Raw genomic sequence first — 25,819 nt, forward strand, 5'->3', positions numbered from 1 at the left:
GCTGGCCCGCGGCCTGGCCGCCGAGCGCGTCGACGCCAAGCCGGGCAGCCCGGCCGCGCGGGTGCTGCTGCGCCGCGCGGCGGGCTGATACGGTCGCGAGCAGCCGGCGCGACCATTCCTATGGCCATGAGGCTGACGGCCTCCGCGGTCCACGCCGGGCTCATGCGCCTGGCGTTGGCCGATTGCCAGGAGTGTGCAGCGCGCTGATGCCGGGTGCCTTGCGCCAGCGGCGGCTGGGGCGAGGCGCAGTCGCCTGGCCGGCTTGCCGGGGCTCGATTCGCGGATCGGCATCCTCCGCCTTCTGACGCCTCAACCGCCCAGCTCCGCCGAAATCCGTGCCGCCGTCAGCAGCAGCGCCTCGCGAAAGCGCGCCTGCGATTCCGCGCTGTCCATCACCGCATCCGGGCCGGAGAGGTTTATGGCGGCGACCACTTCGCCGAGGTGGTTGCGGATGCCGGTGGCGATGGCGGTGGAGTAGTCGGAGCGGTGCAGCACCCAGCCGCGCTGGCGGTCGCCGGCGATCAGTTCCTGCAGCTCGGGCAGGGTCTTGGGGGCCGGCGGCGGGTGGTCGTCGAGGCGCACGTGCAGGTACAGCGCGTCGAGTACCGGCGGGGTCAGGCCGGTGAGCAGGATGCGGCCCATGGCGGTGCAGTGGCAGGGCAGGCGCGTGCCGATGGGGATGTTCACCGACAGGCGCTGGGCGGCGAAGGCGCGGTACAGGTACAGGCTGTCGGTGTGCTCGCGGATGCTCAGGTGGCAGGACAGCGAGGTGCGGTCGCGCAGGGCGTTGAGGTGCGGCAGGGCCAGGTCGACCAGGTCGCGGCTGGCCAGGTAGCTGAAGCCGGCGGACACCACCTGCGGGCCGAGTTCCCAGGTGTTCTTGGCGAGCTTGCGCAGGTAGCCCATCTCCTCGAGGGTGTGGACGATGCGGTAGATCGCCGAGACGCTGACGCCGAGGCGCTCGGCGATCTCGCTGGTGCCGAGGGTGCGCTGCTGGGCGTTGAACATCTGCAGGATGGAGAGGCCGCGCTGCAGGGCGGGGACCATGTAATCGGTGTCGCGGCCGCTGTCGAGGTCTTCGGCGATGGTCATGGTTGTTCTCCGGGCGGGGGCATTTGATGGTTCCCATGCTCCTGCGTGGGAACCCAGGCGCCGGTGTCCGGGGACGCGGAGCGTCCCGGGCGTTGCGCTCCCACGCGTGAGCGTGGGAGCGATCAGAGGCGGGGCAGATTTGGCGCCTCACAGCAGCGCGTCGATCCCCGCCGGCTTGCCGCCGAACTCGTCCATGGCGTCCAGCAGCGCGTCCCAGAAGTAGCTCGCCGAGGCGCGGTCGCAGAGGATCTGCAAGCACGGCAGCTCGCCTTCCGGCAGGTTGGCGACGATGACGTTGATGCGCGCCGCCGAGGTCTGCGCCACCGCACCGACCGGGAAGGCCTCGGCGCGCAGGTCGACGCCGCACAGCTTGGCCATCACCGCGGCGATGTGTTCGCCGGTCAGCAGCAGCCAGGCGTGGCTGTCCTGGCGCGGCAGCAGGTAGTTGGCCGCTGCGCCGAACTGCCAGGCGGCCTCCTCGGCGGCGATGCGCGCGCCGGCGTCGCGCAGGCTGCCGAGCAGCAGGTACTCGGTCTGCGACAGGCGCGCCACGTGGCTGCCGTCGGCCTGGGTCAGCGCCCGGTTGGGCGCCTCCGGCAGCGCATAGCCGCGAACGGTCAGGTACTCGGCGGCCGCGGCGCCGCGAAAGCCGACGCGCGCCAGGTTGGTCAGGTCGAGCAGCGCGCAGCGTTGCAGCTGGGCGCTTTCGTCGTGCTCGCCGTAGTGGGCGACTATCGAGCTGTCGCCCAGGCGGCCGAGGGTGGCGCCGGCCTGCTGGCGGTACAGCGGGCTGCGTTCGGTGAATTGCTGGGCTTGCAGTGCGGCCATGATCACAGCTCCTGACGTTGGGTTTCGGGATCGAAGAACGGCAGCTTGACCACCGTCGCCTGCACCATCTGGCCGCCCTCGACGCGGATCGGGATCTGGCTGCCCGGCGCGCTCTGCGCGGCGGCGCAGTAAGCCAGGCCGATGATCTGGCCGAGGGTGGCGCTGTACTCGCAGGAGGTCACGTTGCCGCTGATGTCCGGCCCGTTGAGGACCAGGTGGCCTTCCAGCGGCTTGGTCGAGGTCGCCGGCAGGACGAAGCCGACCAGCTTGCGCTTGAGCGGCTGCGCCTCGAGGATTTCCACCGAGCGCTTGCCGACGAAGAACGGCTTGCTGCGCGCGATGGCCCAGCCCATGTCGATCTCGGCCGGGTGGGTCATGCCGTCGGTGTCCTGGCCGATGATCACGTGGCCCTTCTCCAGGCGCAGCAGACGCTGGGTCTCGACGCCGAACGGGCGGATCTCGTCCTTCTCGCCGGCCTGCATCAGCGCGTCCCACAGGTACTCGCCGTAGCGCGCCGGTACGTGGATCTCGTAGCCCAGTTCGCCGACGAAGCCGACCCGCAGCAGGCGCGCCGGGATGCCGGCGACCGTGCCCTGGCGCACGGCCAGGTAGGGGAAGCCCTCGGCGCTGAGGTCGACGTCCTGGCACAGCTTGCGCAGCACGTTGCGCGCGCGCGGCCCGGCCAGATTGACCGCGGCCAGCGCCGCGGTGACGTTGGTGATGTCGACGTCGAGGCGCCACTGCGCGTTCCACTTGAGCATCTGCTGGTAGATGCGGTCGACGCCGCTGGTGGTGGCGCTGACGTAGAAATGGTTGTCGGCGAAGCGCGCGCACACGCCGTCGTCGATCACCACGCCGTGCTCGTTGGTCATCAGCGCGTAGCGCGAGCGGCCGACCGGCTGCTTGGCGAAGGCGAAGGTGTACAGGCGGTTGAGCAGCTCGGCGGCGTCCGGGCCGCGCACGTCGAGGCCGCCGAGGGTGGAGACGTCGATGATGCCGACCTTCTCGCGCACGTGGCGCGCTTCGGCCTGCATGCACGCCTCGCGCTCCTCCGGCTTGCCGTAGTAGGCCGGGCGCTGCCAGACGCCGGCCGGCATCATCTTCGCGCCCAGCTCGACGTGGCGCTGGTGCATGGCGGTCTGCCGGTACGGGTCGAAGCCGCGGCCGGCGACGTGGGCCAGCTTCTCGGCGACGAACGGCGGGCGTGCGGTGGTCACCCCGGTTTCGCTGACGCTGCGGTTGGTGGCCTGGGCGACCAGGCGCGCGGTGGGCAGCGCCGAGTGGCGACCCTGCGACGGGCCCATGCCGACGGTGGAGAAGCGCTTGACCAGCTGCACGTCGCGATAGCCGTGGCGGGTGGCGTTGACGATGTCGCGCACCTGCAGGTCCTCGTCGAAGTCGACGAAGTCCTTGCCGTCCGGGTGCGGGAAGATCGGCCAGTCGTAGTTGACCCGCGGCTCGGCGACGAAGCTGGCCGGCGCCGCGTCCGCCTGCAGGCCGAGGCTGGCGCAGGCGGCGTTGGCCACCTGGGCGGCTTCGCGCAGCACGTTGTCGAGGGCGTGACGACCGTTGACCGAGCCGGCCACGCTCAGATTCTGCGGCAGGCCGCTGAGGGTGAAGGCGGCCTGGGCGTCGTCGTAGCTCAGCTTGCCGCCGGCCTGGCAGAGCAACTGGTAGACCGGCATGTAGCCGGCGGACATGCACAAGAGGTCGCAGTTGAGCTGCATGCCCTTGCCGGCCACCTGGCCCTTGCCGACGATGCGCCGCACGTCGACGCCGCTGACGTGGCGCATTCCCTTCTCGTGAAGCGCCTCGTACACGGTGCTGCCGCTGTGCAGCGCGACGCCGGCTTTTTTCAGCGTGGCGGCGAGGGCGGCATCGTCCGGTTGGGTGCGCATGTCGACCAGAGCGGCCACCACCACGCCCGCATCCAGCAGGTCGAGGGCGGCGAGATAACCATCGTCGTTGCCGGTCAGTACCACTGCGCGCTGGCCCGGCTTGACCGCGTACAGCTTGATCAGGCGCTGCGCGGCGCTGGCCAGCATCACGCCCGGCAGGTCGTTGTTGCGGAACACCACCGGCTGGTCGAAGGCGCCGGCGGCGACGATGCACTGTTTCGCGCGCACCTTGTACAGACGGTTGCCCTGGATCACCGGCAGGAAGTTGTCGGTGAACCAGGCGTTGCAGGTGGCGTCCTTGAGGATGCGGATGTTCGGGTGGTTCTCCACCGCGTCGACCAGCTCGCGGCGCAGCTCGCCGGCGCGCTGGCCCTCGATGTCGAAGCGTGCCCAGGCCAGGGCGCCGCCCAGGTAGCTCTGCTGTTCGACCAGCAGCACCTTGGCGCCGGCGTTGGCGGCGTGCAGCGCGGCGGTGAGGCCGGCGGGGCCGGCGCCGACCACGGCGACGTCGACGAACAGGAAGGCCTTGTCGTGGTACTCGGGCTGGAACTGCAGATCCAGCACGCCGAGACCGGCCTTCTTGCGGATGATCGGCTCCCACACCTTCCAGATGCCCTTGGGCTTGTAGAAGGAGCGGTAGTAGAAGCCGACCGGCATGAACTTGGAGAACTTGCCGAGCAGGGCGTCGCGGTCGTTGTCCAGCGAACCGGCGAAGTTCTGCCCGGTCACGCTCAGGCCCTCGGCCAGCGGCTGCAGGTCGGCCAGCACGTTGGGTTCGCTGGGCAGCTGCACCAGGGTGTTGGCGTCCTGGCCGGCCATGGTCAGCGGGCCGCGCGGGCGGTGGTACTTGAACGAGCGCGACAGCAGCCAGCGGCCGTTGGCGGCCAGGGCGCTGGCGATGCTGTCGCCCGCGAAGCCCTGGTACGGCTTGCCGTCGAAGTCGAAGCGAAGCGGCTGATCGCGGTCGATCAGCAGGCCCATGGGTGCGGGCAGGCGGCTGTAAGCGGTCATGCGACGACCTCCTGGGGCTTGGCGGGCGCGGCGAAGTCGACCCGGCTGGTGAAGATTTCCTTGGGATCGAAGGTGCGCACGATCTCGTCGGTGACGGTGTGGCGTTCGGCGAGGAACCAGTAGCTGGAGGCGTTGTGCATCCACCACTCGACCACCAGGCCGGCGCGGTTGTCGCTGTTGAACACGTAGTCGGCCCACTCGGCGTCGCTGCAGGTGGCCGGGTCGGGCATCTGCTTGAATTCGCCGCCGTAGGTGAATTCGCTGATGTTGCGCGGACCGTTCAGGGGGCAGGGCATGATCTTCATCGCGGGTTCCTCAGTGGCTGGCGGCGGTGGCGCCCATTTCGTTGACCTGCTGGAAGGTCGAGAAACGCTCCAGGGCGAAGGGTGCGATCAGCTCCGGCGTCCTGCCGCCGCTGGCCACCAGTTCGGCCATGGTCTTGCCGCAGATCGGCGTCGACTTGAAGCCCCAGGTGCCCCAGCCGGCGTCGAGGTAGTAGTTGTCGATGGGCGAGCGGCCCATGATCGGGCTGTAGTCCGGGGTCATGTCGGTGGTGCCCGCCCACTGGCGCATCAGCCTGGCGTTGGCCAGGAACGGGAACATCTCGATGGCGTGGGCCAGCAGGCTTTCCTTGAGGTCGAGGGTCGAGCGGGTGTTGTACAGCGGATAGGGGTCGGAACCGCCGCCGAACACCACCTCGCCGCGGCCGGTCTGCTGCACGTAGCAGTGCAGCGCCGACGAGCTGACCAGCGGGTCGAGGAACGGCTTGAACGGTTGGGTGACCATCGCCTGCAGCGGGTAGCTGTGGATCGGCGCGCGGATGCCCAGCTTGTTGAGCAGCAGCGAGCTGTGTCCGGCGATGGCCTGCACCGCGCAGCCGCATTTCACGGTGCCGCGGTTGGTCTTCACCGCCGTGACCTTGCCGTGCTCGACCACGAAGTCCTGCACCTCGGTGAGCTGGTGGATCTCCACGCCGCGCTTGGCCGCCTGCTTGGCGTAGCCCCAGGCCACCGCGTCGTGGCGCGCGGTGGCGCCGTCGATGTGCCACAGACCGGCGAGCACCGGCAGGTGGCCGGGGTCGAGGTTGAGAGTCGGCACCAGCTCGCGGATCTGCTGGCGGTCGATCATCTCGGTGCGGCCGCCGAAGTGCTTGTTCACCTCGGCGCGCTGACGGAAGGCGCGCACCGTGGCGTCGGTGTGCGCCAGGGTCAGCTGGCCGCGCTCGGAGTACATGATGTTGAAGTCGAACTCGTTGGACAGCTCCTTGAACAGCCGCACCGACTCGGCGTAGAACTTCACGCCTTCCGAGGTGAGGTAGTTGGAGCGGATCACCGCGGTGTTGCGCGCGGTGTTGCCGCCGCCCAGGTAGGCCTTCTCCAGCACCGCCACGTTGGTGATGCCGTGGTACTTGGCCAGGTAGTAGGCGGTGGCCAGGCCGTGGCCGCCACCGCCGATGATCACCACGTCGTAGGACGACTTCAGTTCCTTCGGCGCCGGCAGATCGACATCCACCGGGTAGTCCGAAGACAGGCCGTATTTCAGCAGGCTGAACGGCATGTGGCCTCCTCACCGGCCGCAGGGGCCGCATGCTTGGGTTGTTGCTGGCGCGCCGCGGTCACGGTGTTCTGCATCAGCAGGGCGATGGTCATCGGCCCGACGCCGCCGGGCACCGGGGTGATCGCCGCGGTCAGCGGCTGCACGCTGGCGAAGTCGACGTCGCCGACCAGGCGGCTCTTGCCGTCTTCCTCGATGCGGTTGATGCCGACGTCGATCACCACCGCGCCGGGCTTGATCCACTCGGCGTCGATCATCCGCGGCCGGCCGACCGCGGCGACCACGATGTCGGCCTTGCGGCACAGCGCCTGCGGGTTCTGGCTGCGCGAGTGCAGCACCGTCACCGTGCAGTCGGCGGCCAGCAGCAGGGCGGCCATCGGCTTGCCGACGATGTTCGAGCGACCGATCACCACCGCGTGCTTGCCGGACAGGTCGCCTAGGGTGTCGTGCAGCAGGCGCATGCAGCCGGCCGGGGTGCACGGCACCAGCACCTCGCGGCCCTGGCTGAGGCCGCCGACGTTCTCGCTGTGGAAGCCGTCGACGTCCTTGGTCGGGTCGATGGCCTGCAGCACCGCGGTCTCGTCGATGTGTTTGGGCAGCGGCAGCTGTACCAGGATGCCGTGCACCGAGGCGTCGCCATTCAGCTCGGCGACCAGCGCCAGCACCTCGGCAGCGCCTGCTTCGGCCGGCAGGCGGTACTCGAGGGAGCGGATACCCGCCTCGCCGGCGCGCAGCACCTTGTTGCGCACGTAGACGTGGCTGGCCGGATCGTCGCCGACCAGCACCACCGCCAGCGCCGGCTCGATGCCCCGGGCCTTGAGGGTGATGACATCGGCGGTCACTTCGGCGAGGACCTGGGCGGCGACGGCCTTGCCGTCGATCAGTTGGCCGGGCGTGCTCATCGGAAGATCACCGTCTTGTCGTGGTTGAGGAACACGCGGTGCTCCAGGTGGTACTTGACCGCCTTGGACAGGGCCACGGTCTCGGTGTCGCGGCCGACGGCGACCAGGTCGTCCGGTGCGTAGTTGTGGTCCACGCGCTGCACTTCTTGCTCGATGATCGGGCCCTCGTCGAGGTCGGCGGTGACGTAGTGGGCGGTGGCGCCGATCAGCTTCACGCCGCGCTCGAAGGCCTGGTGGTAGGGCTTGGCGCCCTTGAAGCCGGGCAGGAACGAGTGGTGGATGTTGATGGCGCGGCCCGAAAGTTGCTTGCACAGATCGTCGGAGAGGATCTGCATGTAGCGCGCCAGCACCACCAGTTCGGTCCTGGTCTCGTCGACGATCTTCATCAGCTCGGCTTCCTGCTGGGCCTTGGTGTCCCTGGTCACCGGCAGGTAGATGAAGCGGATGCCCTCGCGCTCGGCCATCGGCCGCAGGTCGAGGTGGTTGGAAACCACGGCGGTGATCTGCATGTGCAGCTCGCCCTTCTGGTGGCGATACAGCAGGTCGGACAGGCAGTGGTCGAACTTGCTGACCATCAGCAGCACGCGCATCGGCTGGCTGGCGTCGTGCAGCTCCCAGTTCATGGCGAACTTGCCGGCCACGTCGACGAAGCCCTGCTCGATCACCGCGATATCGCCCTTGAGGCCGGCATTGAAGCGGAACACCGCACGCATGAAGAAGGTGCCGCTGACCTCGTCGTCGAACTGCGCCATCTCGCTGATGTAGCAGCCATGGTCGGCGAGGAAGGTGGTCACCGCGGCGACGATGCCGGAGGTCGCCGGGCAGCTGATCTTGATCACGTACTGGTTCGGAGCGTGTTGCATGTCGAGTCCTCGGGGTATGGAGGCAGCGGTTGCAAAGCGAAAAGTTCGTCGGTGAAGCCCGATTTCATTCCTGAATATTTTTGACTGCTGGGAATATATTTTTCTCTGTGGTGTTTTTATAAGCGAAGGTGGATGGGGCCGTCCATAGCTGCTGTGAAATTTTTTATCTTGATGGGAATTTTATTCGAGAGGCCTGCCGGCCCTGCCAGGAGTGCGCGGGGCAAGCAAAGTCGGGTGGAGACGAGGCGGGGAAGGGGACGCGGCCAGGGCAGGCGCAGCAACGGCTGGCGCAGCAACGGCAAGGAGCGAATGAATTCGCTCCGGCAGGGGAGGGCAGATGTTCTGTCGTGCGTGGGGTTACCGGGTCGGCCTCATGCGCCAGCCCTGGGCGAGCAGCGGGATCAGCGCCGCTGCAACTCCCCCGCCACCTGCTGGATCTGCTGGCGCAGCCAGCGGCGCAGGCGGTCGGCGTCGGTGCGTTCGTGCCAGATCTGCATCAGCTCGACGCGCGGCAGCTCGATGGGCAGCGGATGGATGACCAGCTCGGGATCGCGCTCGGCGGCTTCCTCGGCGATGGGGCGCAGGCAGGTGAGCAGCAGGTCGGTGCCGCGGATCAGCCGGGTGGGGGCGATGAAGCTGGACAGTCCGGCGGCCACCCGGCGCTGCAGGCCGCGCGCTTCCAGGGCGCGGTCGACCACGCCGTGCAGGTCGCCGGTCAGGGTGGTCAGCAGGTGTTCGCAGGCGACGAAGGCGGCCAGGTCGAGACCGCCGGCCAGCCGGGTGTTGTGCCTGGAGGCCAGCACCACGAAGTCCTCGCCGAACAGGCGCTGCTGACGGAAGGTGTCCGGCAGGTTGGCGTAGAAGCCGGCGATGGCCAGGTCGCAGGTGCCCTTCTCCAGCTCCTCGCGCGGCAGCTGGCCGCGGGTGTTGTGGGTGATCAGCACCAGGTTGGGCGCCTGGGCGCGCAGCTGCGGCAGCAGGCGCGGCAGCAGGGTCTGCTCGATGAAGTCGGTGGTGTACAGGTGGATGCGCTCGGCGCGGGCGAGGAAGTCGCGGCCCGCGCAGTGGTCGTAGAACGCCTCCAGTTCGCCGACCAGGCGCTGCACGGTCGGCGCCAGCTCGTGGGCGCGCGGCGTCGGCGTCAGCCCGCGCGGCGCACGCACGAACAGCGGGTCGCCGAACTCGTGGCGCAGCTTGTTCAGCTTGTGGCTCAGTGCCGGCTGGCTGAGCGCCATGCGCGCCGCGGCCAGCGAGGCGTTGCGCTCCTGGTAGAGCACGTGGAAGGCCAGCAGCAGGTTGAGGTCCTTGTTGGCGATATTCATTTATTGAATACCTCGGATCGAAGCTTTCGAATTATCGAATCTTAGCCGGCGGCCTATGATGCCCACCACACGATCCACCGGCCGCTTGGCCCGCACTGGAGACCTCGATGAAAATCCTGATGGTGCTCACCTCCCACGACCAGCTGGGCGACACCGGCCACAAGACCGGCTTCTGGCTGGAGGAATTCGCCGCGCCCTACTACGTGTTCAGGGACGCCGGCGCCGAAATCGTCCTGGCCTCGCCCAGGGGCGGCCAGCCGCCCATCGACCCGAAGAGCAGTGATCCCGGCGCACAGACCGCCGCCACCCGCCGCTTCGCTGAGGACGCCGCGGCGCGCGCCGCACTGGCCAGCACCCTGAGCCTCGATCAGGTACGCGCCGAGGACTTCGACGCGCTGTTCTATCCCGGCGGCCATGGCCCGCTGTGGGATCTCGCCGAGGATGCCCGCTCGGTGGCGCTGATCGAGCGCTTCCAGGCGCTCGGCAAGCCGGTCGGCGCGGTCTGCCACGCCCCGGCGGTGCTGCGCCACGCCAGGGGCGCCGACGGCCAGCCGCTGGTCAGGGGCCGCCAGGTCACCGGCTTCAGCAACAGCGAGGAGGAGGCCGTGCAGCTCACCGACGTGGTGCCCTTCCTGGTCGAGGACATGCTCAAGGCCAATGGCGGCCACTACAGCAAGGCTGCCGACTGGCACAGCCACGTCGCCGTCGACGGCCTGCTGGTCACCGGGCAGAACCCGGCCTCCTCGGACGCCAGCGCTGAGGCGCTGCTGAAGCTGCTCGGCCACTGACCCCTTCGCGCCGGCCCCGCCACCGGGCCGGCGCTCCGCTCCATCCCCCGTTCATCCCGGTTCACGAGACGTTTCCGCATGTCCGCACTGTTTTCCCCGTTCCAGCTCAAAGACGTCACCCTGCGCAACCGCATCGCCGTGCCGCCGATGTGCCAGTACAGCGCCACCGACGGCCTGATCAACGACTGGCACCTGCACAACTACGCCAGCATCGCCCGCGGCGGCGCCGGGCTGGTGATCGTCGAGGCCACCGCCGTCGCCCCCGAGGGGCGCATCACCCCGGCCTGCGCCGGGTTGTGGAACGACGCCCAGGCCGAAGCCTTCGCCCCGGTCGCCCGCGCCATCAAGGCCGCCGGCGCGGTGCCGGGCATCCAGATCGCCCACGCCGGGCGCAAGGCCAGCGCCAACCGCCCGTGGGAGGGCGACGACCACATCGCCGAAGGTGACGAGCGCGGCTGGCAGACCATCGCCCCCTCGGCGATCCCCTTCGGCGCCCACCTGCCCAAGGTGCCGCAGGCCATGAGCCAGGGCGACATCGCCCGCGTGCAGGCCGACTTCGTCGCCGCCGCGCGCCGCGCCCGCGACGCCGGCTTCGAGTGGCTGGAGCTGCACTTCGCCCACGGCTACCTGGCGCAGAGCTTCTTCTCGCCGCACTCCAACCGGCGCGACGACCAGTACGGCGGCAGCCTGGCCAACCGCAGCCGCTTCCTCTTGGAAACCCTCGCCGCGGTGCGCGAGGTGTGGCCGGAGCACCTGCCGCTGACCGCCCGCTTCGGCGTGATCGAGTACGACGGCCAGGACGAGCAGACCCTCGAGGAGTCCATCGAGCTGGCCAAGGGTTTCCGTCGCGGCGGGCTGGACCTGCTCAACGTCAGCGTCGGCTTCACCATCCCCGAGGCCCGCATCCCGTGGGGCCCGGCCTTCCTCGCGCCGATCGCCGAGCGCGTGCGCCGCGAGGCCGAACTGCCGGTGGCCTCGTCCTGGGGCATCGACAGCCCGGCCAACGCCGAGCGGGTGGTCGCCGACGGGCAGATGGACCTGGTGATGATCGGCCGCGCCCACCTGGCCAACCCGCACTGGCCGCTCAAGGCGGCCCAGCAGCTCGGCGTCGAGCGACCGACCTGGGTGCTGCCGGCGCCCTACGCGCACTGGCTGGAGCGCTACCGCGTCGCCGAGTGAGGGCGCCGGTTCAGAACACCAGCGCGTGGTGGATGGGATGCTCCTCGGCGTACTTCACCCGCAGCCAGTCGAACAGGGTGCGGGTGAAGGTCTTGCTGCCGGCGCGCAGCTCCATGTACAGCTCGCACTCCGCGCGGTCGTCCTCGCGCAGCGCGGCCAGTTCCTGGCGGTTGGCCGGTTCGGCGAGCTGGCGCAGGAAGCCCTCGTAGAGGGCGAAGATCTCCCGCGTCCTGCGCTGCACCTCCGCGCACGACTTCTGCAGCGGCCCGCTGGCGCTGGCGATGGCGTGCAGGCGCTCCAGTGCGGGCAGCTCGAGCAGGGCGAGCAGCCGCTCGATGCGCGCATCGCGGGCCGGCTCGCCGGCGGTCTCGGCGATGGCGATGATCGCCGCGAAGTACAGCAGCTTGCGCGAGAACTTCAGCTTGATGCTGCGCAGCCCCCAGGCCTTCTGGTCCACGCAGGCCTTGTGCTGCACGTCGGTGGTGATGGTCCGGTAGTAGCGGATCACGTCGTTGAGCAGGAAACGCGAGATCGACTTGTCCGGGCTGCCCTTGCAGATGTACGCCTCCATCAGCTGACGGCGCAGGCGGGCGAACGAGGCGTCGCCGAACAGGCTGCGCCCCTCCAGCAGCAGCGCCATGCGCCGGGTCAGCGACTGGTTGCTGTCCTGGCTGCCGCCGATATGCTCCACCAGTTGGCGGAAGTCCTGGGTCGCCGCGCCGCCGAACATGCCCGAGTCGCCGGTCGGACGGGCGATGTGGCGCTCGATCACCTGCCTGATCTCCGCCTGTTCCTCGACTATCTCCACTGTGCTGCAACCGTCGAGCAGGATGAACCAGTCGAGGTCGGACTCCGCGCAGGCCTCGTCGCGCCCGTAGGAGCCGGTGGCCACCACGCACAGGTGGTCGCGCTGCGGGCTGCCGGCCAGTGCCGCGTGCAGCTCGGCGCGCAGTTGGCGCAGCACCTGCGCGCTGTGCCGGCGGGCGCGGGCGATATGCGGATAGCCGGCGAGAAAGTCGCCATAGCCTGGGGCGCGTTGCTCGGCCGGCGCCGCGTGCGCCGGCAGCTTCGCCAGCAGCGCCACGGCCTGCGCCTGCTGGCGGCCGCGCACCTGGCGGTAGCGGCTGGCGAAGTCCTGCTCGCGGTCGACGAAGTAGCCGCGGAACTCGATCTCGAACGGCCCGTCGTCCAGCCAGGCGGGCAGCTGCCCGTGCCTGAGCTGGGCGAGACCGGCGAACAGCGCCGGATGGCGCTCCTGCCAGCAGCGTTCGCCGACCAGGAAATCCTCCTCGGCGAGCGCCGGCGCGGCGGCGAAGAACTGCCGGCAGGCGCGGTCGGCGAGGATGCCCAGCGGCTGGCCGATGAACTGGGTGTAGACCAGGTTCTTGCGCTCCCAGAACTCGTCGAGCAGTGCCAGCGCCGCGGCATCGCGGTGGCTGTCGAGCAGCGCGGCGCGCGCGCAGGCCAGCCGGCACAGCGGCGGCAGCTCCGGCGCCAGGCAGTCGAGGGTGCGGGCGATGGCGTCGAGGGTGTCGACGTTCAGCGCGCTGGCGAACAGGTCGCCGCCCGCCGCCGCGGCGACCCTGCCGCCCAGCAGGTCGAGGAGGAACGGCAGGTCGGCCACCCCGCGCAGCAGGGCGTGCAGCTCGCGGCCGATGGCGGCCTCGCCGCGGATGATCCGCGCGCCAAGCTCGTGGTGGCCGTAGCCGCAGCATGCGCGCAGCACCGGCTCGGCGCTGTGCGACAGCGGCGGGTGGCCGATGTCGTGGAGCAGGGCGGCGATCAGCAGGTGGCGGCGCAGGTCGGCGTCGTAGCCGCGGGCGCTGGCGACGTAGCTGGCCAGCGCGGCGACGTGCAGGGAATGGGCGGCGCGGCTGCGCTGGGCGGCGGGCGGGAACGGCCGGTGGCTGTAGTCCAGCGCGCCGAGGAAGGCGACGTCGTGCAGGCGGCGGAAGGCCTCGGTCGCCATCAGCGCCCTCACCAGCGGATCGCGGGCGGTGGCGTCGAGCCAGGCGGCGAGGTCGGCATCCCTGGCGGTCGTGCTTTCACTCCAGGACAGGCTGGCAGCTGTGGTCATGGGCGCGCCGTGGTGGTTTTGGGGGAGGCGAATCAGAAAGCTAGCACAGCGCGCAGGCTGTCGCGGCGAGCCGTCCGGCGATGCGGCAAGCGGCGGTTTGCTGACCCTCGCGGGCGGCATCTCCGGCCGGCGCCACTCGGTCTCACACCACGTAGAGCTGCACCGCGGTGAAGTGCAGGGTGCTGCCGCCGATCACGAACAGGTGCCAGATGCCGTGCCAGTGCTGGAAGCGGTCGTCGAACACGAAGAAGATGATGCCGACCGTGTAGCAGAGGCCGCCGGCGAGCAGCCAGGCAAAGCCCGCAGGGCCGAGCGATGCGGCCAGCGGCTTGATCGCCACCACGGCAATCCAGCCCATCAGCGCATAGATCACCAGCGACAGCACCCGCGCCTCGGAGCGCGGCCTGAGCTCCTGCAGCATGCCGACCAGTGCCATCCCCCACACCAGCCCGAGCAGCGTCCAGCCCAGCGGGCCGCCGAGGCTGAGCAGGCAGAACGGCGTGTAGCTGCCGGCGATCAGCAGGTAGATGGACAGGTGATCGAGCTTGCGCAGCACCGCCTTCGCCCGGCCGCGCACGCTGTGATAGACGGTGGAGACGACGTAGAGCAGCACCAGGCTGCCGCCGTAGACCGCGACGCTGCCGATCTTCAGCGGCTCGCCCTCCCACAGCGCCTGCACCAGCAGGCACAGCGCGCCGATGCTGGCCAGCACCGCGCCGACCAGATGGGTCCAGGCGTTGAAGCGTTCACCGTGGTACATGATCCCTCCCTCACGCATCCAGACCTGCATGAGGGCTCCGCAGTTGCTGCGGGCCGTAGCTACAAGTTCAGCACAAGCCGGGCAGCGTGCCAGGGACGGAGGAGGGCCGGCGGTCGTCTCATTTGCGCAGGCGCCCGCGCGTGCTGTGCTTGCGTGCGTGCGCACCGGCCGCCGCGGCTTTCACCAGCCGCTGGAAGGTGGGGCATTCGGCGTGGCTGGGGGCCGGGCAGGCAGCGGCATGGCGCAGGCCCCGGCTCATGGCCTGCAGGCGCTTGATGGTCGCGTCGAGTTCGTCGGCCTTGGCCGCGAGCAGCTGCCGGTCGATCTCGGGCTCCCCGTTGGCGCCGAACATCGAGCGTATTTCCTCCAGGGTGAAGCCCGCCGACTGCCCGAGGGAGATCAGCGCCAGCTGGTCGAGTATCTGCGGCGCAAAGCGGCGCCGCTCGCCGGGCTGGCCGAGCGATGCGATCAGCCCCTTTTCCTCGTAGAACCTCAGCGTCGATGCCGGCACGCCGGAGCGTTTGGCCACGTCAGCGATATCCACGGAACCCCCCCTTGACCTCAAGTTCGCTTGAACTTCTATAGTCGCCTTGAACCCTTCACCGGTCAATCTGAGCGAGGTAATCATGGGACACCTGTTGCACGACATCATCCTGGCCGCCGGAATCGGTATTGGCGCCACCGCGGTCATGGACATCTGGCTGACGTTCCTCAAGTCCAGGGGCGTCAAGACGCTCGACTTCGCCTTCATCGGCCGCTGGGTCGGGCATCTGGCACGGGGCAGGCTGAGGCACGCAGCGATTGCCAAAGCGCAACCGATCAGCGGCGAACTCGCCCTCGGCTGGCTGATGCACTACGTCACCGGCATCGCCTTCGCCGGCCTGCTGCTCGGCATCGCCGGTATGGACTGGGCTCGCAGCCCGACCCTGTTGCCCGCACTGCTGGTCGGCATCGCTACGGTGGTCATTCCCCTGTTCGCGATCCAGCCCGCCATGGGCGCCGGCTTCGCCGCCGCCAGAACGCCCACCCCGCTGAAGAACTGCATCAGAAGCCTGGCCAATCACGCGGTCTTCGGCCTAGGGCTCTACCTGAGCGCCGTCCTGCTGGCCTGGCTCCTGCGCTGAAGCCGAACACCATCACCCCCCTACTGGAGAGCGAGCAATGAACAAGATCGCAGTCATCTACCACAGTGCCCACGGCCATACCGAATACATCGCCAGCAGAGTTGCCGAGGGAGCCGGCAGCGTTGCCAATACCGAAGTCCAGCTGCTGCAGGCGCAGCAGCTCGCCACGGCTCCGGACGAACTGCTCGGCTTCGACGGCTTCATCCTCGGCTCGCCTACCTACCTGGGTGGCGTGTCCGCCCCGGTCAAGGCCTTCATGGACGCCACCGGGGGCCTGTGGCGCGCCCAGCGTCTGCGCGGACGGCTGGCGGCCGGTTTCACCGTGTCGGCGTTGCCGGCCGGCGACAAGCAGTCGACGCTGATGTCGATGTTCGTGTTCTGCATGCAGCACGGCATGCTCTGGGTCGGCAATCCGATCCTGCCGGAACAGCACCTGGGCGTGCCCTACGACGAAGCGGCCAACCGGCTCGGCTCTTGGTCCGGCCTGATGGCCCAGGCCGAGAAGGCGTCGCCCGCCCAGGCGTTCGCCCCCGGCGACATCAAGACGGCGCGGATGTTCGGCAGGAACTTCGCCGAAACGCTGCACCGTCTGCGCCGCGCTGAGCCGTGCGGCCAGAACCCGGAGGCCGCCCGATGATTCCCAGAAAATACAGCCAGGTCCTGTTCGCCCTGATCCTCTCCGGACTCATGTCGCTGATGGTGTCGGGAATCTCCACCCTGCGCGCCGTGGGGCCGGTTGCCGACTTCGGTGCGCTGTGGATCGGCGCCTGGCTGACCGCCTGGCTGTTCGCCTTTCCGCTGGTGCTGGTCATCGCGCCGCTGGCGCGGCGGGCGGTCGAGTCGCTGGTAGCGAAGCCGTAGGGTATAGCCCGGCGGGATCTGCGGCCTGCTCCAGCAGCACCTCCATGCCGGGCATGGCGATCACTGTCTGCCCCGGCTGGCGCGGCGATTCGATCAATTCGGACCAGTCTGCAAGTTGCGGTTTTAAATTGAATGAAATCAACGGTTTGAGAATTAATTGCGGAATGACAATCTCGCCGATAGGCGATATTTTCCTTTCGGGAGGCATTTTATGAAAATAAAACTATACATTTTCAGGAAGTAGCGTATATTCGCCTCACTGCTTTGCGATTGCCACTTCGATACTCAGTTTGATGCTTCAAAGCCTCATCTCCCTGGTTCGTTTTGCTATTGGCTTCTCAGTCTCGGCCTGAATGTTTCAGCGTCGCAGTCTTAATTTACCCTGGAGATACAGCATGTCTACTCGTCAAACTGGTACCGTCAAGTGGTTCAACGATGAAAAAGGTTTCGGCTTCATCACCCCGACTGATGGCGGCGCCGACCTGTTCGTTCACTATCGCTCGATCGAAAGCGCAGGCTTCAAAAGCCTGAGCGAAGGCCAATCCGTCTCTTTCGTGCCGACCAAAGGCCAGAAAGGGATGCAGGCTGATCAGGTTCAAGTCAACTAAGACGCCTGATTGAAAAAGCCCCGCAATGCGGGGCTTTTTTTCGCCTGGAATAATCTGAACCCTGCCGGGAAGAGCAGGATGGACAGAACTTTCTGGAGCACGACCGACCGCCAACCTGCACTTTGCTGGCGGTCAGCCCGGCAATTGAATCCGCCCCTTTGCTTGTGTGCCTTTATTTGTCGTCAGCCGAGGAAGGCCAGCGGCATCAGCGCAACCCGGCGACGATCTCGAAGCTGCGCAGGCGGTGTTCGGGCTGGTAGATGTCGCCGGTGAAGATCAGCTCGTCGGCGCCGGTCTGCTCCAGCAGCACCTCCAGGCGGGCGCGCACCTTCTCCGGCCCGCCGATCACCGCCAGGCCGAGGAAGTCGCCCACCGCCGCCTGCTCGCGGGGCTGCCAGCGCCCGGCCATGCTCTCGACAGGCGGGCGCAGCACCAGGCTCTCGCCGCGGATCAGCGCCAGCACGCGCTGGTAGGCAGTGGTGGCGAGGAACTCGGCCTCCTCGTCGCTGGGCGCGGCGATCAGCGGCACGCCGACCATGGCGTAGGGCCTGGCGAGCGCCGCCGAGGGCTGGAAGTTGTCGCGGTAGATGCGCAGCGCCTGGTGCAGGTAGCGCGGCGCGAAGTGCGCGGCGAAGGCGTAGGGCAGGCCCATCTGCGCTGCCAGCTGGGCGCTGAACAGGCTGGAGCCGAGCAGCCAGATCGGCACGTTGCTGTCCATGCCGGGCATGGCGATCACCTTCTGCCCCGGCTGGCGCGGGCCGAGCAGCATCTGCAGTTCGGCGACGTCCTCGGGGAAGTCGTCGGCGCTGCCGCTGCGCTCGCGGCGCAGGGCGCGGGCGGTCTGCGGATCGGCGCCCGGCGCGCGGCCGAGGCCCAGCTCGATGCGCCCCGGATAGAGCGCGGCGAGGGTGCCGAACTGCTCGGCGATCACCAGCGGCGCATGGTTGGGCAGCATGACGCCGCCGGAGCCCAGGCGCAGGGTCGAGGTGCCGGCAGCCAGATAGCCGAGCAGCACCGCGGTGGCCGAACTGGCGATGCCCTCCATGTTGTGGTGCTCGGCCACCCAGAAGCGCGAGAAGCCGAGGCGCTCGGCGTGCTGCGCCAGCGCCAGCGAACGGCGCAGGGCCGGCCCCGGGCCGACGTCGTCGTCGCGCAGCGGCGCCAGGTCGAGGATGGAAAACGGGGTGGTGGACAGCTTGCTCATACAGCCTCCAGAAGTCGTCATGGCTTTATGGGGGCGGATGGGGGAAAGGCAAGGCTGGGGGAAGCGCAGGAAGCAGGGGCAGGCCACGGTTTCCTGGCCGGGACGCGACACAGCCCGCTTTCGCGGGCTGTGCCGTTTTTCCCAACGGGCGAGCAGACCTACTTCAGCATGAACCCGGCAAAGAACTGGCTCAGCTCGGCATGGGCATCGAGCGGCAGGATGGTGGCGATGTGCTGGTCCGGACGTACCACCACCATGCAGCCCTGCGCACGGTCGATGCCGCGCTGGGCGAAGATGTCGTGCGCCGCGCTGGTCTGGAAGACCTTTTCGTAATCGCGCAGGCCGTATTTGCCCTTGGCCGGCCAGAGGAAGTCCGGCAGTGCGTCGATGGCCAGATCCTGCTGCTGGAACACCGCGTAGACATCGATCACCGCGTCGACATCCGCCCCGGCCGGGGTGTACTGCTTCACCGGCGAGCTGTCCGCGTTGGCCAGGAACTCGACCAGCCTGGCCGACTTGGAGGTCGCATCCAGCGGGCTGGGCGCATCGGCGAAGATGAAGATGCGCCAGCGGCCATCCGCCTTGTTCAGGTGCCCCAGATGCACCGGGCATCCATCCGCCACGCGCACGGCCTGGGCGGAGTGGAAGCGCTGCCCGATCGGGAAGCCGCTCGCCAGCGCCTGGTGCTCATGCCCCGTGCACAGCCAGGATTCGTCATAGCCGATCGAGGTGCCGGCGATGAAGCCGTTCTGCCGGGCGATGAACTGCTCGATCTCGGCGGTGCTGGTCTTCGCCGCGGTGGCGTCCTTGTTGGCACGGGTGGCGACCAGCGCCGACATTTCGCGGTCGGCGTTGATCAGCATGAAGGCCACCTTGCGGCGCTCGGTTGCGTAGGTCTGCAACAGTTTCGGCTGCGACTTGCCCTGCAGCACAGCCGCCAGCTTCCAGCCCAGGTTGAAGGTGTCGGGCAGCGAAGTGTTCAGGCCCCAACCGCCTTTCGGGCTGTGGGTATGACAGGCATCGCCGGCGACGAAGGCACGCGGAATCAGGCCATCCGGATTGCCCACCGGGGTGTCGTCGAAGCGCTCGGCAACGCGCTGGCCGACTTCGTAGATGGACCACCAGGCGACTTCCTTAACATCCACCTGATACGGACTCATGATCCGCTTGGCCTTGGCGATGACGTCATCGACGCTCAGGTTCAGCTGCGAAGCCCGCTGATCCTTGCCCAGCAGGTCGAGCTCGACATACAGGCGCACCAGATAGCCGCCCTCGCGCGGCACCAGCATCACCGCGCCGTTGTCCTTCGACTGGATGAAGCTCTTCACCCGGATATCCGGGAAGTCCGTCGCCAGCAGCACGTCCATCACGCCCCAGGCCTTGTTGGCCGAGTCGCCCTGCAGCTCGATCCCCAGGTTCTTGCGCACCGCACTGCGGGCGCCATCGCAACCCACCACGTAGCGGGCCTTGATGGTTTCGACCTTGCCCGACTGGCCGGCATCGTTGCGCTCGAAGGTCGCGGTGATCGGATAGGCGTGCAGGTCCTGGCTCAGGCTCTGGTCAACGGTCAGTTCCAGCAGGCGGCGGCTGTAATGCGGCACCAGGTGCGTGACCGAATGCGCCATGCCGTCGAGCAGGATGTCGTGCAGGCGCGCCTGGTTCACCACGCAGTGGGTGAACTCGGACAGCCCTAGCCGCGCATCCGGCACCTTGTGGGTGCGCTTGATGTGCTGCGGATTCTGCGCATCCGGCTCCCAGAAGGCGTTCTGGTGCAGCTGGTAGGCCTCCTTCGCCAGCAGCTCGCTGCTGTTGAAGGCTTCCATGATTTCCATGGTGCGACAGGAAATACCATCCGCCTGGCCAAACAGCATGGGCCCGGCCTTCTGCTCGACGATGCAGGTCCTGATGTCGGCAAAATCCGCCAGCTGCCGCGCCAGCGCCAGGCCCGCCGGGCCACAACCGACGATCAGCACATCGACCTCTTGCGGCAGATCGACCATCGGCGGCGGCGCTGCCGGCTCACGCGCCGCATCGGGAATCTGGTAGTTGCCGGGCTTGAAGCCGTTCAGATGGTATTGCATGAGCAGAATCCTCTTGTCGTTGTTGTCGACTGAGCGCACGTCAGGACGCCGTTACGCTGTTTTGACACTGAGCAACAGCTTAGGTCGATAAGAGACACTGCTGTGTCCCCTGAAAATGGGGACACGGGGTGTGAAGTGGTTTGCCGGTCAGGCTGTCACCGGGCTGCATGGGGTAGAGCGGGTTGCCGTGGCGGTAGGCCAGTTAGCTTTCCAGTAGATGCAGGTACTCAGTGCAGGGGCGGGAGTGGGGTGAAGCGCTGGACTGAGCGAGTGTCTGGTTGCCCTGGCTGGCCATCCTGGTGTGCTTCTCCCTGCGCATGCTGTCGATGCGCTGCGGCTGGCAATTGCGGCTGAGTGTGGCCCAGCGGTGTCGCGCGAATCGTAGGGTGGGCAACTGCCGGAGGCATTGCCCACCTAGGAGTACCGCATCCGGCAACGTGGTAGAAAATCGCTGGGCGAGTTTTCCATCCTATGTTCTAAGATTTATGCTTTATTAATATTTCAGTTTCTTTTTAGGTGCGCGCCAGTCCATTTCGGATTGGAGAAGTAAAAATAATCAGAGTCGGATGTGGTGGCGGGAAGGAGTCTGTCAATGAGTAAGATAAAATTGCGATGTAAGCGTGTCGTGAAGCTGGTCTTGCAATGTATTGGTGGTGAAATTTGTATGCAAGTCTAATAAAAATGTGTTATTGTCGCGCGAGTTCAGGTGGCTAATCGCTTTTCTGTGGCGGTATTAATGAATAAACCTTGAGTGGGTATATTATGGAAGTCTCTGTACGGAATTTTGGGACGATATCACACGCAGAAGTTCACGTAGGCGGTCTGACAGTAATCACGGGCGAGAATGATACGGGCAAAAGCACCATTGGGAAAATACTATTTTCTTTGGTTAAAGCAAGCGCTCGATACGAAGAGGATCTTGAAGAGGCAAAAGAGGCTAGAATCAAAGACATTGCCGAGAGAATGTATTTTAATATTCGTCGCTATGTCAATGTTGCTAGTCATCTAGAATTTAGGGAGTTGTTTCACCCAAGAAAGTTTTATAGCCAGCTTCGGCTGGACAAAGCAAAAGCGCTCGATGAGAGAGTTGCATTTGTCACGCATCTCATGGAAATCGACAAAAATATGCCGACCGCCTTGTATGAGTCTCTCATGCGGCGGCTCGAAAAAATTAGTTTGATAATGGATGAGCCAGATGATGAAATATATGTCATCACGCGTGCCGTTAAGAAGGCTTTTTTTTCGGAGTTCAAGGGTGAAATAATTCACAAGGGGGGGAAGGCTCCATCAAAAGCGCACGTCACTATAAATGATGGTGCTAGTGAGCTTATTGATATCACCTGGTCAAAAGACCAGATGCAGAATTTTAAATATGTTGACTCCCTCGGGTACGCTGATGCGACCTATGTGGATTCGCCGGCAATAATTCAGTTCCATCGCTTGGTCAAAATGGCGAGGACGCTATTTGATGCAGACTCTTCAGGGGTCGGTACTGTCCCGCTTCATATTAAAGATCTCGCCACAAAGCTTAGTGATTCAGTTTATAACTTCCCTGTTCCGGACTTCTTTGTGGAAAGAGAGCAGGAAGTGGATATCTCTAGTCGGATAAAAAAAGTATTTGGTGGGTCGTTGTCGTATGATGATGATTCATCTGATTTTGTTCTTGAGCGGAATGGCTACAAGCTTTCATCTGGCAATATCGCGTCCGGAATTAAGTCTCTTGGGGTTTTGGATTTGCTGGTTAGAGGCGGTAGTATTAAGAAGAATTCGCTGCTGATTCTAGATGAGCCTGAGGTTAATCTGCATCCTAAATGGCAGTTGGACTATTGTGATATAGTGTGCGGACTAGTGGCGTCCGGCGTAGATGTAATTGTAACTACGCATAGTCCATATATTCTCGAGGCGCTCAAGCATTATAGTGACAAATATGGGCTGGGCGGCGCTTTTTATTTGGCCTCCAAAGAGCCTAATGCATCATCGGATTTCCTTGACATTAGTCAAAATATTTCGGTTGCTATTGATAGGCTTGCTGCTCCGCTTTACTTATTGAACAAGGAATCGTTCGATGACTTCTAATGCACAGCTGATTTATGACAAGCTTGCTGCTCATTTTCCCCATGCTTTGAAGACAATTACAGAGCTGAGCTACAATGATGGCGGAAAGCGGAATTTCATCGTATCTGACGAAATTGGTTTTGATTACGATCAAGTGCAAAATTGCTCGCCGTGTTACGAGGCGCACCAGAAGGAAAAATCTCCCGATGCGCTTTTTTGTGTGGGTGATAAGCTTTATTTCATTGAGTTCAAGGATGGAAAGCACGACAAAAACGATATACGGCTAAAGATCCATGAAGGCGTAACGACGCTATATATGTTTGTGCGTGAGCATCTTCCTGTGATAACAAGGGCCGAATTTGTCGAGCTTGATATTAATTATGCTGTGATTGCGCGTCGTGATGCTAGGCATCGCGAAAGTTCATTTCAAGCTGCCCTCATTGATACATCCAGAAAGTACAATTTGAAAAACATTGAGGGGCTGTTGGTAAAAAACACTAGATTTACTTCGGATCCAAGTCTAATCCTTAATTTGTTGCATAAGCTAACTCTGACTAAATTAACTTCAATTCAGATATTTGAAGGTCCGGGCGATACTCAGACCTTTAGTATCTGACTCGTGATATGGTCTTGGTCGAGTAAGCTTGTTCAAACTCAAGAAATGTCATTTAGAACGGCTAATAAAACGTCACTAATTTCTTGGTGCAAATCACGCAGAATCTAAGCCTAAGCCTAAGCCTAAGCCTAAGCCTAAGCCTAAGCCTATGACTAGGCTAGATGGGTATCTAGTATCCGCTCGGAACGTGTGCGCAGCTTGCTTATAGCTGCCAGCCAGGTGCTCACCAGCCCAGCGGTATCGTCCGGTCGATCTTGGCTCGCGATGCCTCTGCGCGCTGGGCAAGATCAATTCCCTCACGCATGTGTTTGCGACAGAGACGGCAATTTTAGGCGTTGCCGATATGCAGTTTGGCCGGCTCGCGTAAAGGTCTACCTCGCTTGCCTCCAATGGCAGGCAGAGCATCCATCAGCGACTCGAACACGATCGAGTCTTGGCGATTCGCCCCCACGTGGAGCACAGCGTCAGCGGGATGCCGTTTCGATTGCTCCCGCGCTCCAGCGTGGGAGCCCGAACTCCGGACGCTCTGCGTCCAGCCACGGGAGCGGCTGCGTTCTGTGCCCACGCAGGAGCACTCGTCGTTATACACAAGTTCAGTCACCATCTTAGGTTTTCCGAGGGAGTACAGGGATGTCATCCGCGAGCTGGGCTGAGGAAGAGATGCGCACGGCAAACCTGGGCGATGAGCGATTGAATGCGCGTGCTGCCAAGCTGCTGGAGCAGTTGGGTGCAGATCCACGCAACAGCATTCCTACCGCTTGCCGGAGCTGGGCGGAGACGATGGCGGCCTACCGTTTCTTCGATAACGAGAAGGCCACTTTCGAAACAGTTTTGGCCCCCCATCGGGATGCCACCTTGCAGCGCATGGAGTGCTGCCCCGTGGTGCTGTTAGCCCAGGACACGACCGAGCTCGACAAGTGGGTGAATCTGGGCCCCAAGGGAGTGGGCACCATCAAGGAGAGGCAGAAGCATCCCCGCCGACTCCATCCGACCGTGGCATTCACACCGGAGCGGGTTTGTCTGGGCGTGGTGGCGGCCGAGTGGTGGCAGCGTGATGAGCCAAGCCCACGCAAGGAGCGGCGCGGAAAAGGAGTGGACGAGAAGGAAAGTCGACGCTGGATCGACAGCTACCAGAGCAGTTGTGCGCTACAGGGGCAGCTCCCGCAAAGCCAGGTCGTCAATCTCGCCGACGCCGAAGGTGATCTGTACGAGTGGTTCGTCGAGTATGAAGACGTCGCTGCGACGACGCGGGCGCAATGGATTGTGCGCGCAGCACAGGATCGCCGCGTGCTGGGCGGTGCTGCCGACAAGCTGTGGGCCTCTGTGGCGGCGACGCCAAGCCTGGGGCAAGTCGAGGTTGAGGTACGGGCGCGCCCGAAACGTCCCGCCCGCCTGGCGCAGGTCACTCTGCGCTCTGCCAGTCTCACGCTGCAACCACCGCCCCGCGTCGGGCATCGCTTGCCTGAGGTCATGATCAATGCCGTCCTGGCTTGCGAGGAGCACCCGCCGGAGGGCGTCGAGCCGTTGGAGTGGTTGCTGCTGACAAGCCTGCCGGTGGAAGGCCTGGCCCAAGCCGTTACAGTCGTCGAATGGTATGCCGTGCGCTGGTGTATCGAGGTTTACTTCCACGTTCTGAAGAATGGTTGCCAGATCAATCGACTGCAGCTGGAGACCGAAGAGCGACTACTGCCCTGCATCGGGCTTTACCTGGTCGTGACATGGCGGGTGCTGTACAGCCTGATGTTGGGGCGAAGCTGTCCAGATCTGAGCTGCGAGCTGGTGTTCGAGGCTCGGGAGTGGCGGGCCGCCTACATGGTGGCCAAGCGTTGCATGCCGCCACAGACTCCCCCCTCGCTGGGTGAGGTCGTGATGCTGATAGCCAGCCTGGGCGGCTATTTGGGGCGCAAGCACGATGGGCCACCCGGCCCCAAGGCAATGTGGACCGGGCTGCAGCGGTTGCGGGACTTTGTCATCGCTTTTGAGGCCCGCGACGCGCTCACCGGGACTTGTGTATAACGACGAGCGCAGGAGCATGGGTACGATCATCAATAGTTTGCGGGTGTTTTGCCAAGCGCAGAGGCGTTCGCGGTGGATCGGATGCTGACCTGTGCTCAGCATCACCTCACAGCCGCGGAGGATATTGAGGCTGTCGGCATCCCGGGCTTGCAGGTCAGTGGCCAAGGAGTCCGGAGCGAGGGCGTACTCTTCGCCAGCGTGGCTGACGCAGCACCTGATGTTCGCTGCCTTGAGACTCGGTAGGTCTTCGATCATGGCCCACTCCCTCGGTGCCGTTGTTGCCCCACATGTCGGAGCAGTTCTTCCCTGGTTTACGCATTCCCGCAGCAGGGGAATGCGTCAGTAGCTGAGCAGGGATTCTCCCTCACTCCTTCCCATAATTCACCACCGACAACAACCTGATCGGCACCTTCACCAGCTGCTCCGGCCCGTGCGGCACTTCGCCGTCGAAGGTCAGGCTGTCGCCGGGTTGCATGGGGTAGAGCTGGTTGCCGTGGCGGTAGACCAGTTCGCCTTCCAGTAGATGAAGGAACTCGGTGCCGGGGTGGGAGAAGGTCGGGAACACTTCGCTGGCGTCGCCCATGTCGACCATGTAGGCCTCGAAGTTCTTCTTCGGGCCGCGCACGTGGTTGAGCAGGTGGTAGGTGTGGCCCTTGTCGGTGCCGCGGCGGACCACTTCCATGCCTTCGCCGGCCTTGACCAGCAGCGCGCTGCCGCCCTGCTGGTCGTACTGGCTGAACAGCTTGGACATGGGCATGCCGAGGGCGTCGCACAGGCGGCTGAGGGTGTCGAGGCTGGTGGAGACCTGGGCGTTCTCGATCTTGCTGAGCATGCCCTGGCTGATGCCGGCGATGCGCGCGACGTCGGCGATCTTCAGTTCCTGGGCCAGGCGCTGGCGCTTGATCTGCATGCCCAGGTACTGCTCGAGCTTGAGGCGGTGCTGGCTGTCGGCGGTGTCTTTCATGCGTCGCTGCACTTTT

The 25,819-nt window shown here is 65.2% G+C and carries 23 protein-coding genes; 9 read left to right on the top strand and 14 right to left on the bottom strand.

Annotated features, from left to right (window positions below):
* Positions 1 to 309: 309 nt before the first annotated feature.
* The 8 genes from E5198_RS07110 to E5198_RS07145 all read right to left on the bottom strand — a co-directional run bounded on the left by E5198_RS07110 (position 310) and on the right by E5198_RS07145 (position 9,470).
* Positions 310 to 1,092, bottom strand: a complete 783-nt coding sequence (locus tag E5198_RS07110) for an IclR family transcriptional regulator (protein WP_136489303.1) — start codon at positions 1,090 to 1,092, stop codon at positions 310 to 312.
* 147 nt (positions 1,093 to 1,239) lie between these two features.
* Entirely contained in the window at positions 1,240 to 1,920 is a 681-nt protein-coding gene (locus E5198_RS07115; RefSeq protein WP_136489304.1) for a sarcosine oxidase subunit gamma, read from the bottom strand.
* A 2-nt stretch (positions 1,921 to 1,922) separates the two neighbouring features.
* Positions 1,923 to 4,829, bottom strand: coding sequence for a 2Fe-2S iron-sulfur cluster-binding protein (locus E5198_RS07120; protein WP_136489305.1), 2,907 nt, complete (start codon positions 4,827 to 4,829; stop codon positions 1,923 to 1,925).
* A complete protein-coding gene (locus E5198_RS07125) occupies positions 4,826 to 5,134 on the bottom strand; it encodes a sarcosine oxidase subunit delta (protein WP_136489306.1) in 309 nt (102 codons plus the stop codon). Before E5198_RS07125 ends, E5198_RS07120 begins: the two co-directional genes overlap by 4 nt.
* 10 nt (positions 5,135 to 5,144) lie before the next feature.
* Positions 5,145 to 6,386: an FAD-dependent oxidoreductase gene (locus E5198_RS07130; protein WP_136489307.1), complete on the bottom strand. Its 1,242-nt coding sequence runs from the start codon at positions 6,384 to 6,386 to the stop codon at positions 5,145 to 5,147.
* A complete protein-coding gene (gene folD, locus E5198_RS07135) occupies positions 6,368 to 7,285 on the bottom strand; it encodes a bifunctional methylenetetrahydrofolate dehydrogenase/methenyltetrahydrofolate cyclohydrolase FolD (protein ID WP_136489308.1) in 918 nt (305 codons plus the stop codon). Before folD ends, E5198_RS07130 begins: the two co-directional genes overlap by 19 nt.
* On the bottom strand, positions 7,282 to 8,148 hold the full coding sequence (gene purU / locus E5198_RS07140) for a formyltetrahydrofolate deformylase (RefSeq protein WP_136489309.1): 867 nt from the start codon (positions 8,146 to 8,148) through the stop codon (positions 7,282 to 7,284). Before purU ends, folD begins: the two co-directional genes overlap by 4 nt.
* A gap of 401 nt (positions 8,149 to 8,549) precedes the next feature.
* The gene (locus tag E5198_RS07145; protein ID WP_136489310.1) at positions 8,550 to 9,470 is read right to left on the bottom strand and encodes a LysR substrate-binding domain-containing protein; all 921 of its coding nucleotides are present in this window, start codon (positions 9,468 to 9,470) and stop codon (positions 8,550 to 8,552) included.
* Positions 9,471 to 9,577: 107 nt separating this feature from the next.
* On the opposite strand from E5198_RS07145, the gene E5198_RS07150 reads away from it, so the two are divergent.
* Together E5198_RS07150 and E5198_RS07155 are read left to right on the top strand one after the other, a co-directional pair.
* Positions 9,578 to 10,258, top strand: a complete 681-nt coding sequence (locus tag E5198_RS07150) for a type 1 glutamine amidotransferase domain-containing protein (RefSeq protein ID WP_136489311.1) — start codon at positions 9,578 to 9,580, stop codon at positions 10,256 to 10,258.
* Positions 10,259 to 10,336: 78 nt separating this feature from the next.
* Positions 10,337 to 11,437: an NADH:flavin oxidoreductase/NADH oxidase gene (locus E5198_RS07155; protein ID WP_136489312.1), complete on the top strand. Its 1,101-nt coding sequence runs from the start codon at positions 10,337 to 10,339 to the stop codon at positions 11,435 to 11,437.
* A gap of 10 nt (positions 11,438 to 11,447) precedes the next feature.
* Here E5198_RS07155 and E5198_RS07160 read toward each other — a convergent pair whose 3' ends face one another.
* From E5198_RS07160 to E5198_RS07170, 3 genes are all read right to left on the bottom strand, one after another.
* The gene (locus tag E5198_RS07160) at positions 11,448 to 13,514 is read right to left on the bottom strand and encodes an HD domain-containing protein (protein ID WP_168772493.1); all 2,067 of its coding nucleotides are present in this window, start codon (positions 13,512 to 13,514) and stop codon (positions 11,448 to 11,450) included.
* Positions 13,515 to 13,656: 142 nt separating this feature from the next.
* Entirely contained in the window at positions 13,657 to 14,274 is a 618-nt protein-coding gene (locus E5198_RS07165) for a hemolysin III family protein (RefSeq protein ID WP_136489314.1), read from the bottom strand.
* 118 nt (positions 14,275 to 14,392) lie between these two features.
* A complete protein-coding gene (locus E5198_RS07170) occupies positions 14,393 to 14,818 on the bottom strand; it encodes a helix-turn-helix domain-containing protein (RefSeq protein ID WP_136489315.1) in 426 nt (141 codons plus the stop codon).
* A gap of 82 nt (positions 14,819 to 14,900) precedes the next feature.
* On the opposite strand from E5198_RS07170, the gene E5198_RS07175 reads away from it, so the two are divergent.
* The 4 genes from E5198_RS07175 (at position 14,901) to E5198_RS07190 (ending at position 16,867) form a co-directional block, all read left to right on the top strand.
* A complete protein-coding gene (locus tag E5198_RS07175) occupies positions 14,901 to 15,398 on the top strand; it encodes a DUF2938 domain-containing protein (RefSeq protein ID WP_136489316.1) in 498 nt (165 codons plus the stop codon).
* Between the two features lie 37 nt (positions 15,399 to 15,435).
* Entirely contained in the window at positions 15,436 to 16,035 is a 600-nt protein-coding gene (locus E5198_RS07180) for a flavodoxin family protein (protein ID WP_136489317.1), read from the top strand.
* On the top strand, positions 16,032 to 16,259 hold the full coding sequence (locus tag E5198_RS07185; RefSeq protein ID WP_136489318.1) for a DUF2798 domain-containing protein: 228 nt from the start codon (positions 16,032 to 16,034) through the stop codon (positions 16,257 to 16,259). The genes E5198_RS07180 and E5198_RS07185 overlap by 4 nt, the downstream gene beginning before the upstream one ends.
* A 395-nt stretch (positions 16,260 to 16,654) precedes the next feature.
* Positions 16,655 to 16,867, top strand: coding sequence for a cold-shock protein (locus tag E5198_RS07190; protein WP_136489319.1), 213 nt, complete (start codon positions 16,655 to 16,657; stop codon positions 16,865 to 16,867).
* Between the two features lie 205 nt (positions 16,868 to 17,072).
* Here E5198_RS07190 and E5198_RS07195 read toward each other — a convergent pair whose 3' ends face one another.
* Together E5198_RS07195 and E5198_RS07200 are read right to left on the bottom strand one after the other, a co-directional pair.
* Positions 17,073 to 18,071 (bottom strand): LLM class flavin-dependent oxidoreductase, encoded by a 999-nt coding sequence (locus E5198_RS07195; RefSeq protein WP_136489320.1) that lies wholly within the window; start codon positions 18,069 to 18,071, stop codon positions 17,073 to 17,075.
* Positions 18,072 to 18,229: 158 nt separating this feature from the next.
* Entirely contained in the window at positions 18,230 to 20,152 is a 1,923-nt protein-coding gene (locus E5198_RS07200; RefSeq protein WP_136489321.1) for an FAD-dependent monooxygenase, read from the bottom strand.
* A gap of 762 nt (positions 20,153 to 20,914) precedes the next feature.
* Here E5198_RS07200 and E5198_RS07210 point away from each other — a divergent pair.
* The 3 genes from E5198_RS07210 to E5198_RS07220 all read left to right on the top strand — a co-directional run bounded on the left by E5198_RS07210 (position 20,915) and on the right by E5198_RS07220 (position 24,839).
* Positions 20,915 to 22,228: an AAA family ATPase gene (locus E5198_RS07210; RefSeq protein WP_136489322.1), complete on the top strand. Its 1,314-nt coding sequence runs from the start codon at positions 20,915 to 20,917 to the stop codon at positions 22,226 to 22,228.
* The gene (locus tag E5198_RS07215; RefSeq protein ID WP_136489323.1) at positions 22,218 to 22,823 is read left to right on the top strand and encodes a hypothetical protein; all 606 of its coding nucleotides are present in this window, start codon (positions 22,218 to 22,220) and stop codon (positions 22,821 to 22,823) included. Before E5198_RS07210 ends, E5198_RS07215 begins: the two co-directional genes overlap by 11 nt.
* A gap of 630 nt (positions 22,824 to 23,453) precedes the next feature.
* Complete coding sequence (locus E5198_RS07220) at positions 23,454 to 24,839, top strand: IS4 family transposase (protein WP_136489324.1); 1,386 nt, start codon at positions 23,454 to 23,456, stop codon at positions 24,837 to 24,839.
* Between the two features lie 364 nt (positions 24,840 to 25,203).
* Here the strand turns inward: E5198_RS07220 and E5198_RS07225 are convergent, their stop codons facing one another.
* Complete coding sequence (locus E5198_RS07225; RefSeq protein WP_136489325.1) at positions 25,204 to 25,803, bottom strand: helix-turn-helix domain-containing protein; 600 nt, start codon at positions 25,801 to 25,803, stop codon at positions 25,204 to 25,206.
* Positions 25,804 to 25,819: the final 16 nt, after the last annotated feature.

This window comes from Pseudomonas sp. A-1 (assembly GCF_004801855.1).
Classification (GTDB): Bacteria; Pseudomonadota; Gammaproteobacteria; order Pseudomonadales; family Pseudomonadaceae; genus Geopseudomonas.

Bases quoted from the DNA above. Each gene is read 5' to 3' on its own strand.
- E5198_RS07110 (WP_136489303.1), bottom strand. From the start codon at position 1,092: ATGACCATCGCCGAAGACCTCGACAGCGGCCGCGACACCGATTACATG.
- E5198_RS07180 (WP_136489317.1), top strand. From the start codon at position 15,436: ATGAACAAGATCGCAGTCATCTACCACAGTGCCCACGGCCATACCGAA.
- E5198_RS07125 (WP_136489306.1), bottom strand. From the start codon at position 5,134: ATGAAGATCATGCCCTGCCCCCTGAACGGTCCGCGCAACATCAGCGAA.
- E5198_RS07215 (WP_136489323.1), top strand. From the start codon at position 22,218: ATGACTTCTAATGCACAGCTGATTTATGACAAGCTTGCTGCTCATTTT.
- E5198_RS07195 (WP_136489320.1), bottom strand. From the start codon at position 18,071: ATGAGCAAGCTGTCCACCACCCCGTTTTCCATCCTCGACCTGGCGCCG.
- E5198_RS07145 (WP_136489310.1), bottom strand. From the start codon at position 9,470: ATGAATATCGCCAACAAGGACCTCAACCTGCTGCTGGCCTTCCACGTG.
- purU (WP_136489309.1), bottom strand. From the start codon at position 8,148: ATGCAACACGCTCCGAACCAGTACGTGATCAAGATCAGCTGCCCGGCG.
- E5198_RS07130 (WP_136489307.1), bottom strand. From the start codon at position 6,386: ATGCCGTTCAGCCTGCTGAAATACGGCCTGTCTTCGGACTACCCGGTG.
- E5198_RS07175 (WP_136489316.1), top strand. From the start codon at position 14,901: ATGGGACACCTGTTGCACGACATCATCCTGGCCGCCGGAATCGGTATT.
- E5198_RS07155 (WP_136489312.1), top strand. From the start codon at position 10,337: ATGTCCGCACTGTTTTCCCCGTTCCAGCTCAAAGACGTCACCCTGCGC.
- E5198_RS07150 (WP_136489311.1), top strand. From the start codon at position 9,578: ATGAAAATCCTGATGGTGCTCACCTCCCACGACCAGCTGGGCGACACC.
- E5198_RS07225 (WP_136489325.1), bottom strand. From the start codon at position 25,803: ATGAAAGACACCGCCGACAGCCAGCACCGCCTCAAGCTCGAGCAGTAC.
- E5198_RS07160 (WP_168772493.1), bottom strand. From the start codon at position 13,514: ATGACCACAGCTGCCAGCCTGTCCTGGAGTGAAAGCACGACCGCCAGG.
- E5198_RS07210 (WP_136489322.1), top strand. From the start codon at position 20,915: ATGGAAGTCTCTGTACGGAATTTTGGGACGATATCACACGCAGAAGTT.
- E5198_RS07120 (WP_136489305.1), bottom strand. From the start codon at position 4,829: ATGACCGCTTACAGCCGCCTGCCCGCACCCATGGGCCTGCTGATCGAC.
- E5198_RS07190 (WP_136489319.1), top strand. From the start codon at position 16,655: ATGTCTACTCGTCAAACTGGTACCGTCAAGTGGTTCAACGATGAAAAA.
- E5198_RS07200 (WP_136489321.1), bottom strand. From the start codon at position 20,152: ATGCAATACCATCTGAACGGCTTCAAGCCCGGCAACTACCAGATTCCC.
- E5198_RS07115 (WP_136489304.1), bottom strand. From the start codon at position 1,920: ATGGCCGCACTGCAAGCCCAGCAATTCACCGAACGCAGCCCGCTGTAC.
- E5198_RS07165 (WP_136489314.1), bottom strand. From the start codon at position 14,274: ATGTACCACGGTGAACGCTTCAACGCCTGGACCCATCTGGTCGGCGCG.
- folD (WP_136489308.1), bottom strand. From the start codon at position 7,285: ATGAGCACGCCCGGCCAACTGATCGACGGCAAGGCCGTCGCCGCCCAG.
- E5198_RS07220 (WP_136489324.1), top strand. From the start codon at position 23,454: ATGTCATCCGCGAGCTGGGCTGAGGAAGAGATGCGCACGGCAAACCTG.
- E5198_RS07185 (WP_136489318.1), top strand. From the start codon at position 16,032: ATGATTCCCAGAAAATACAGCCAGGTCCTGTTCGCCCTGATCCTCTCC.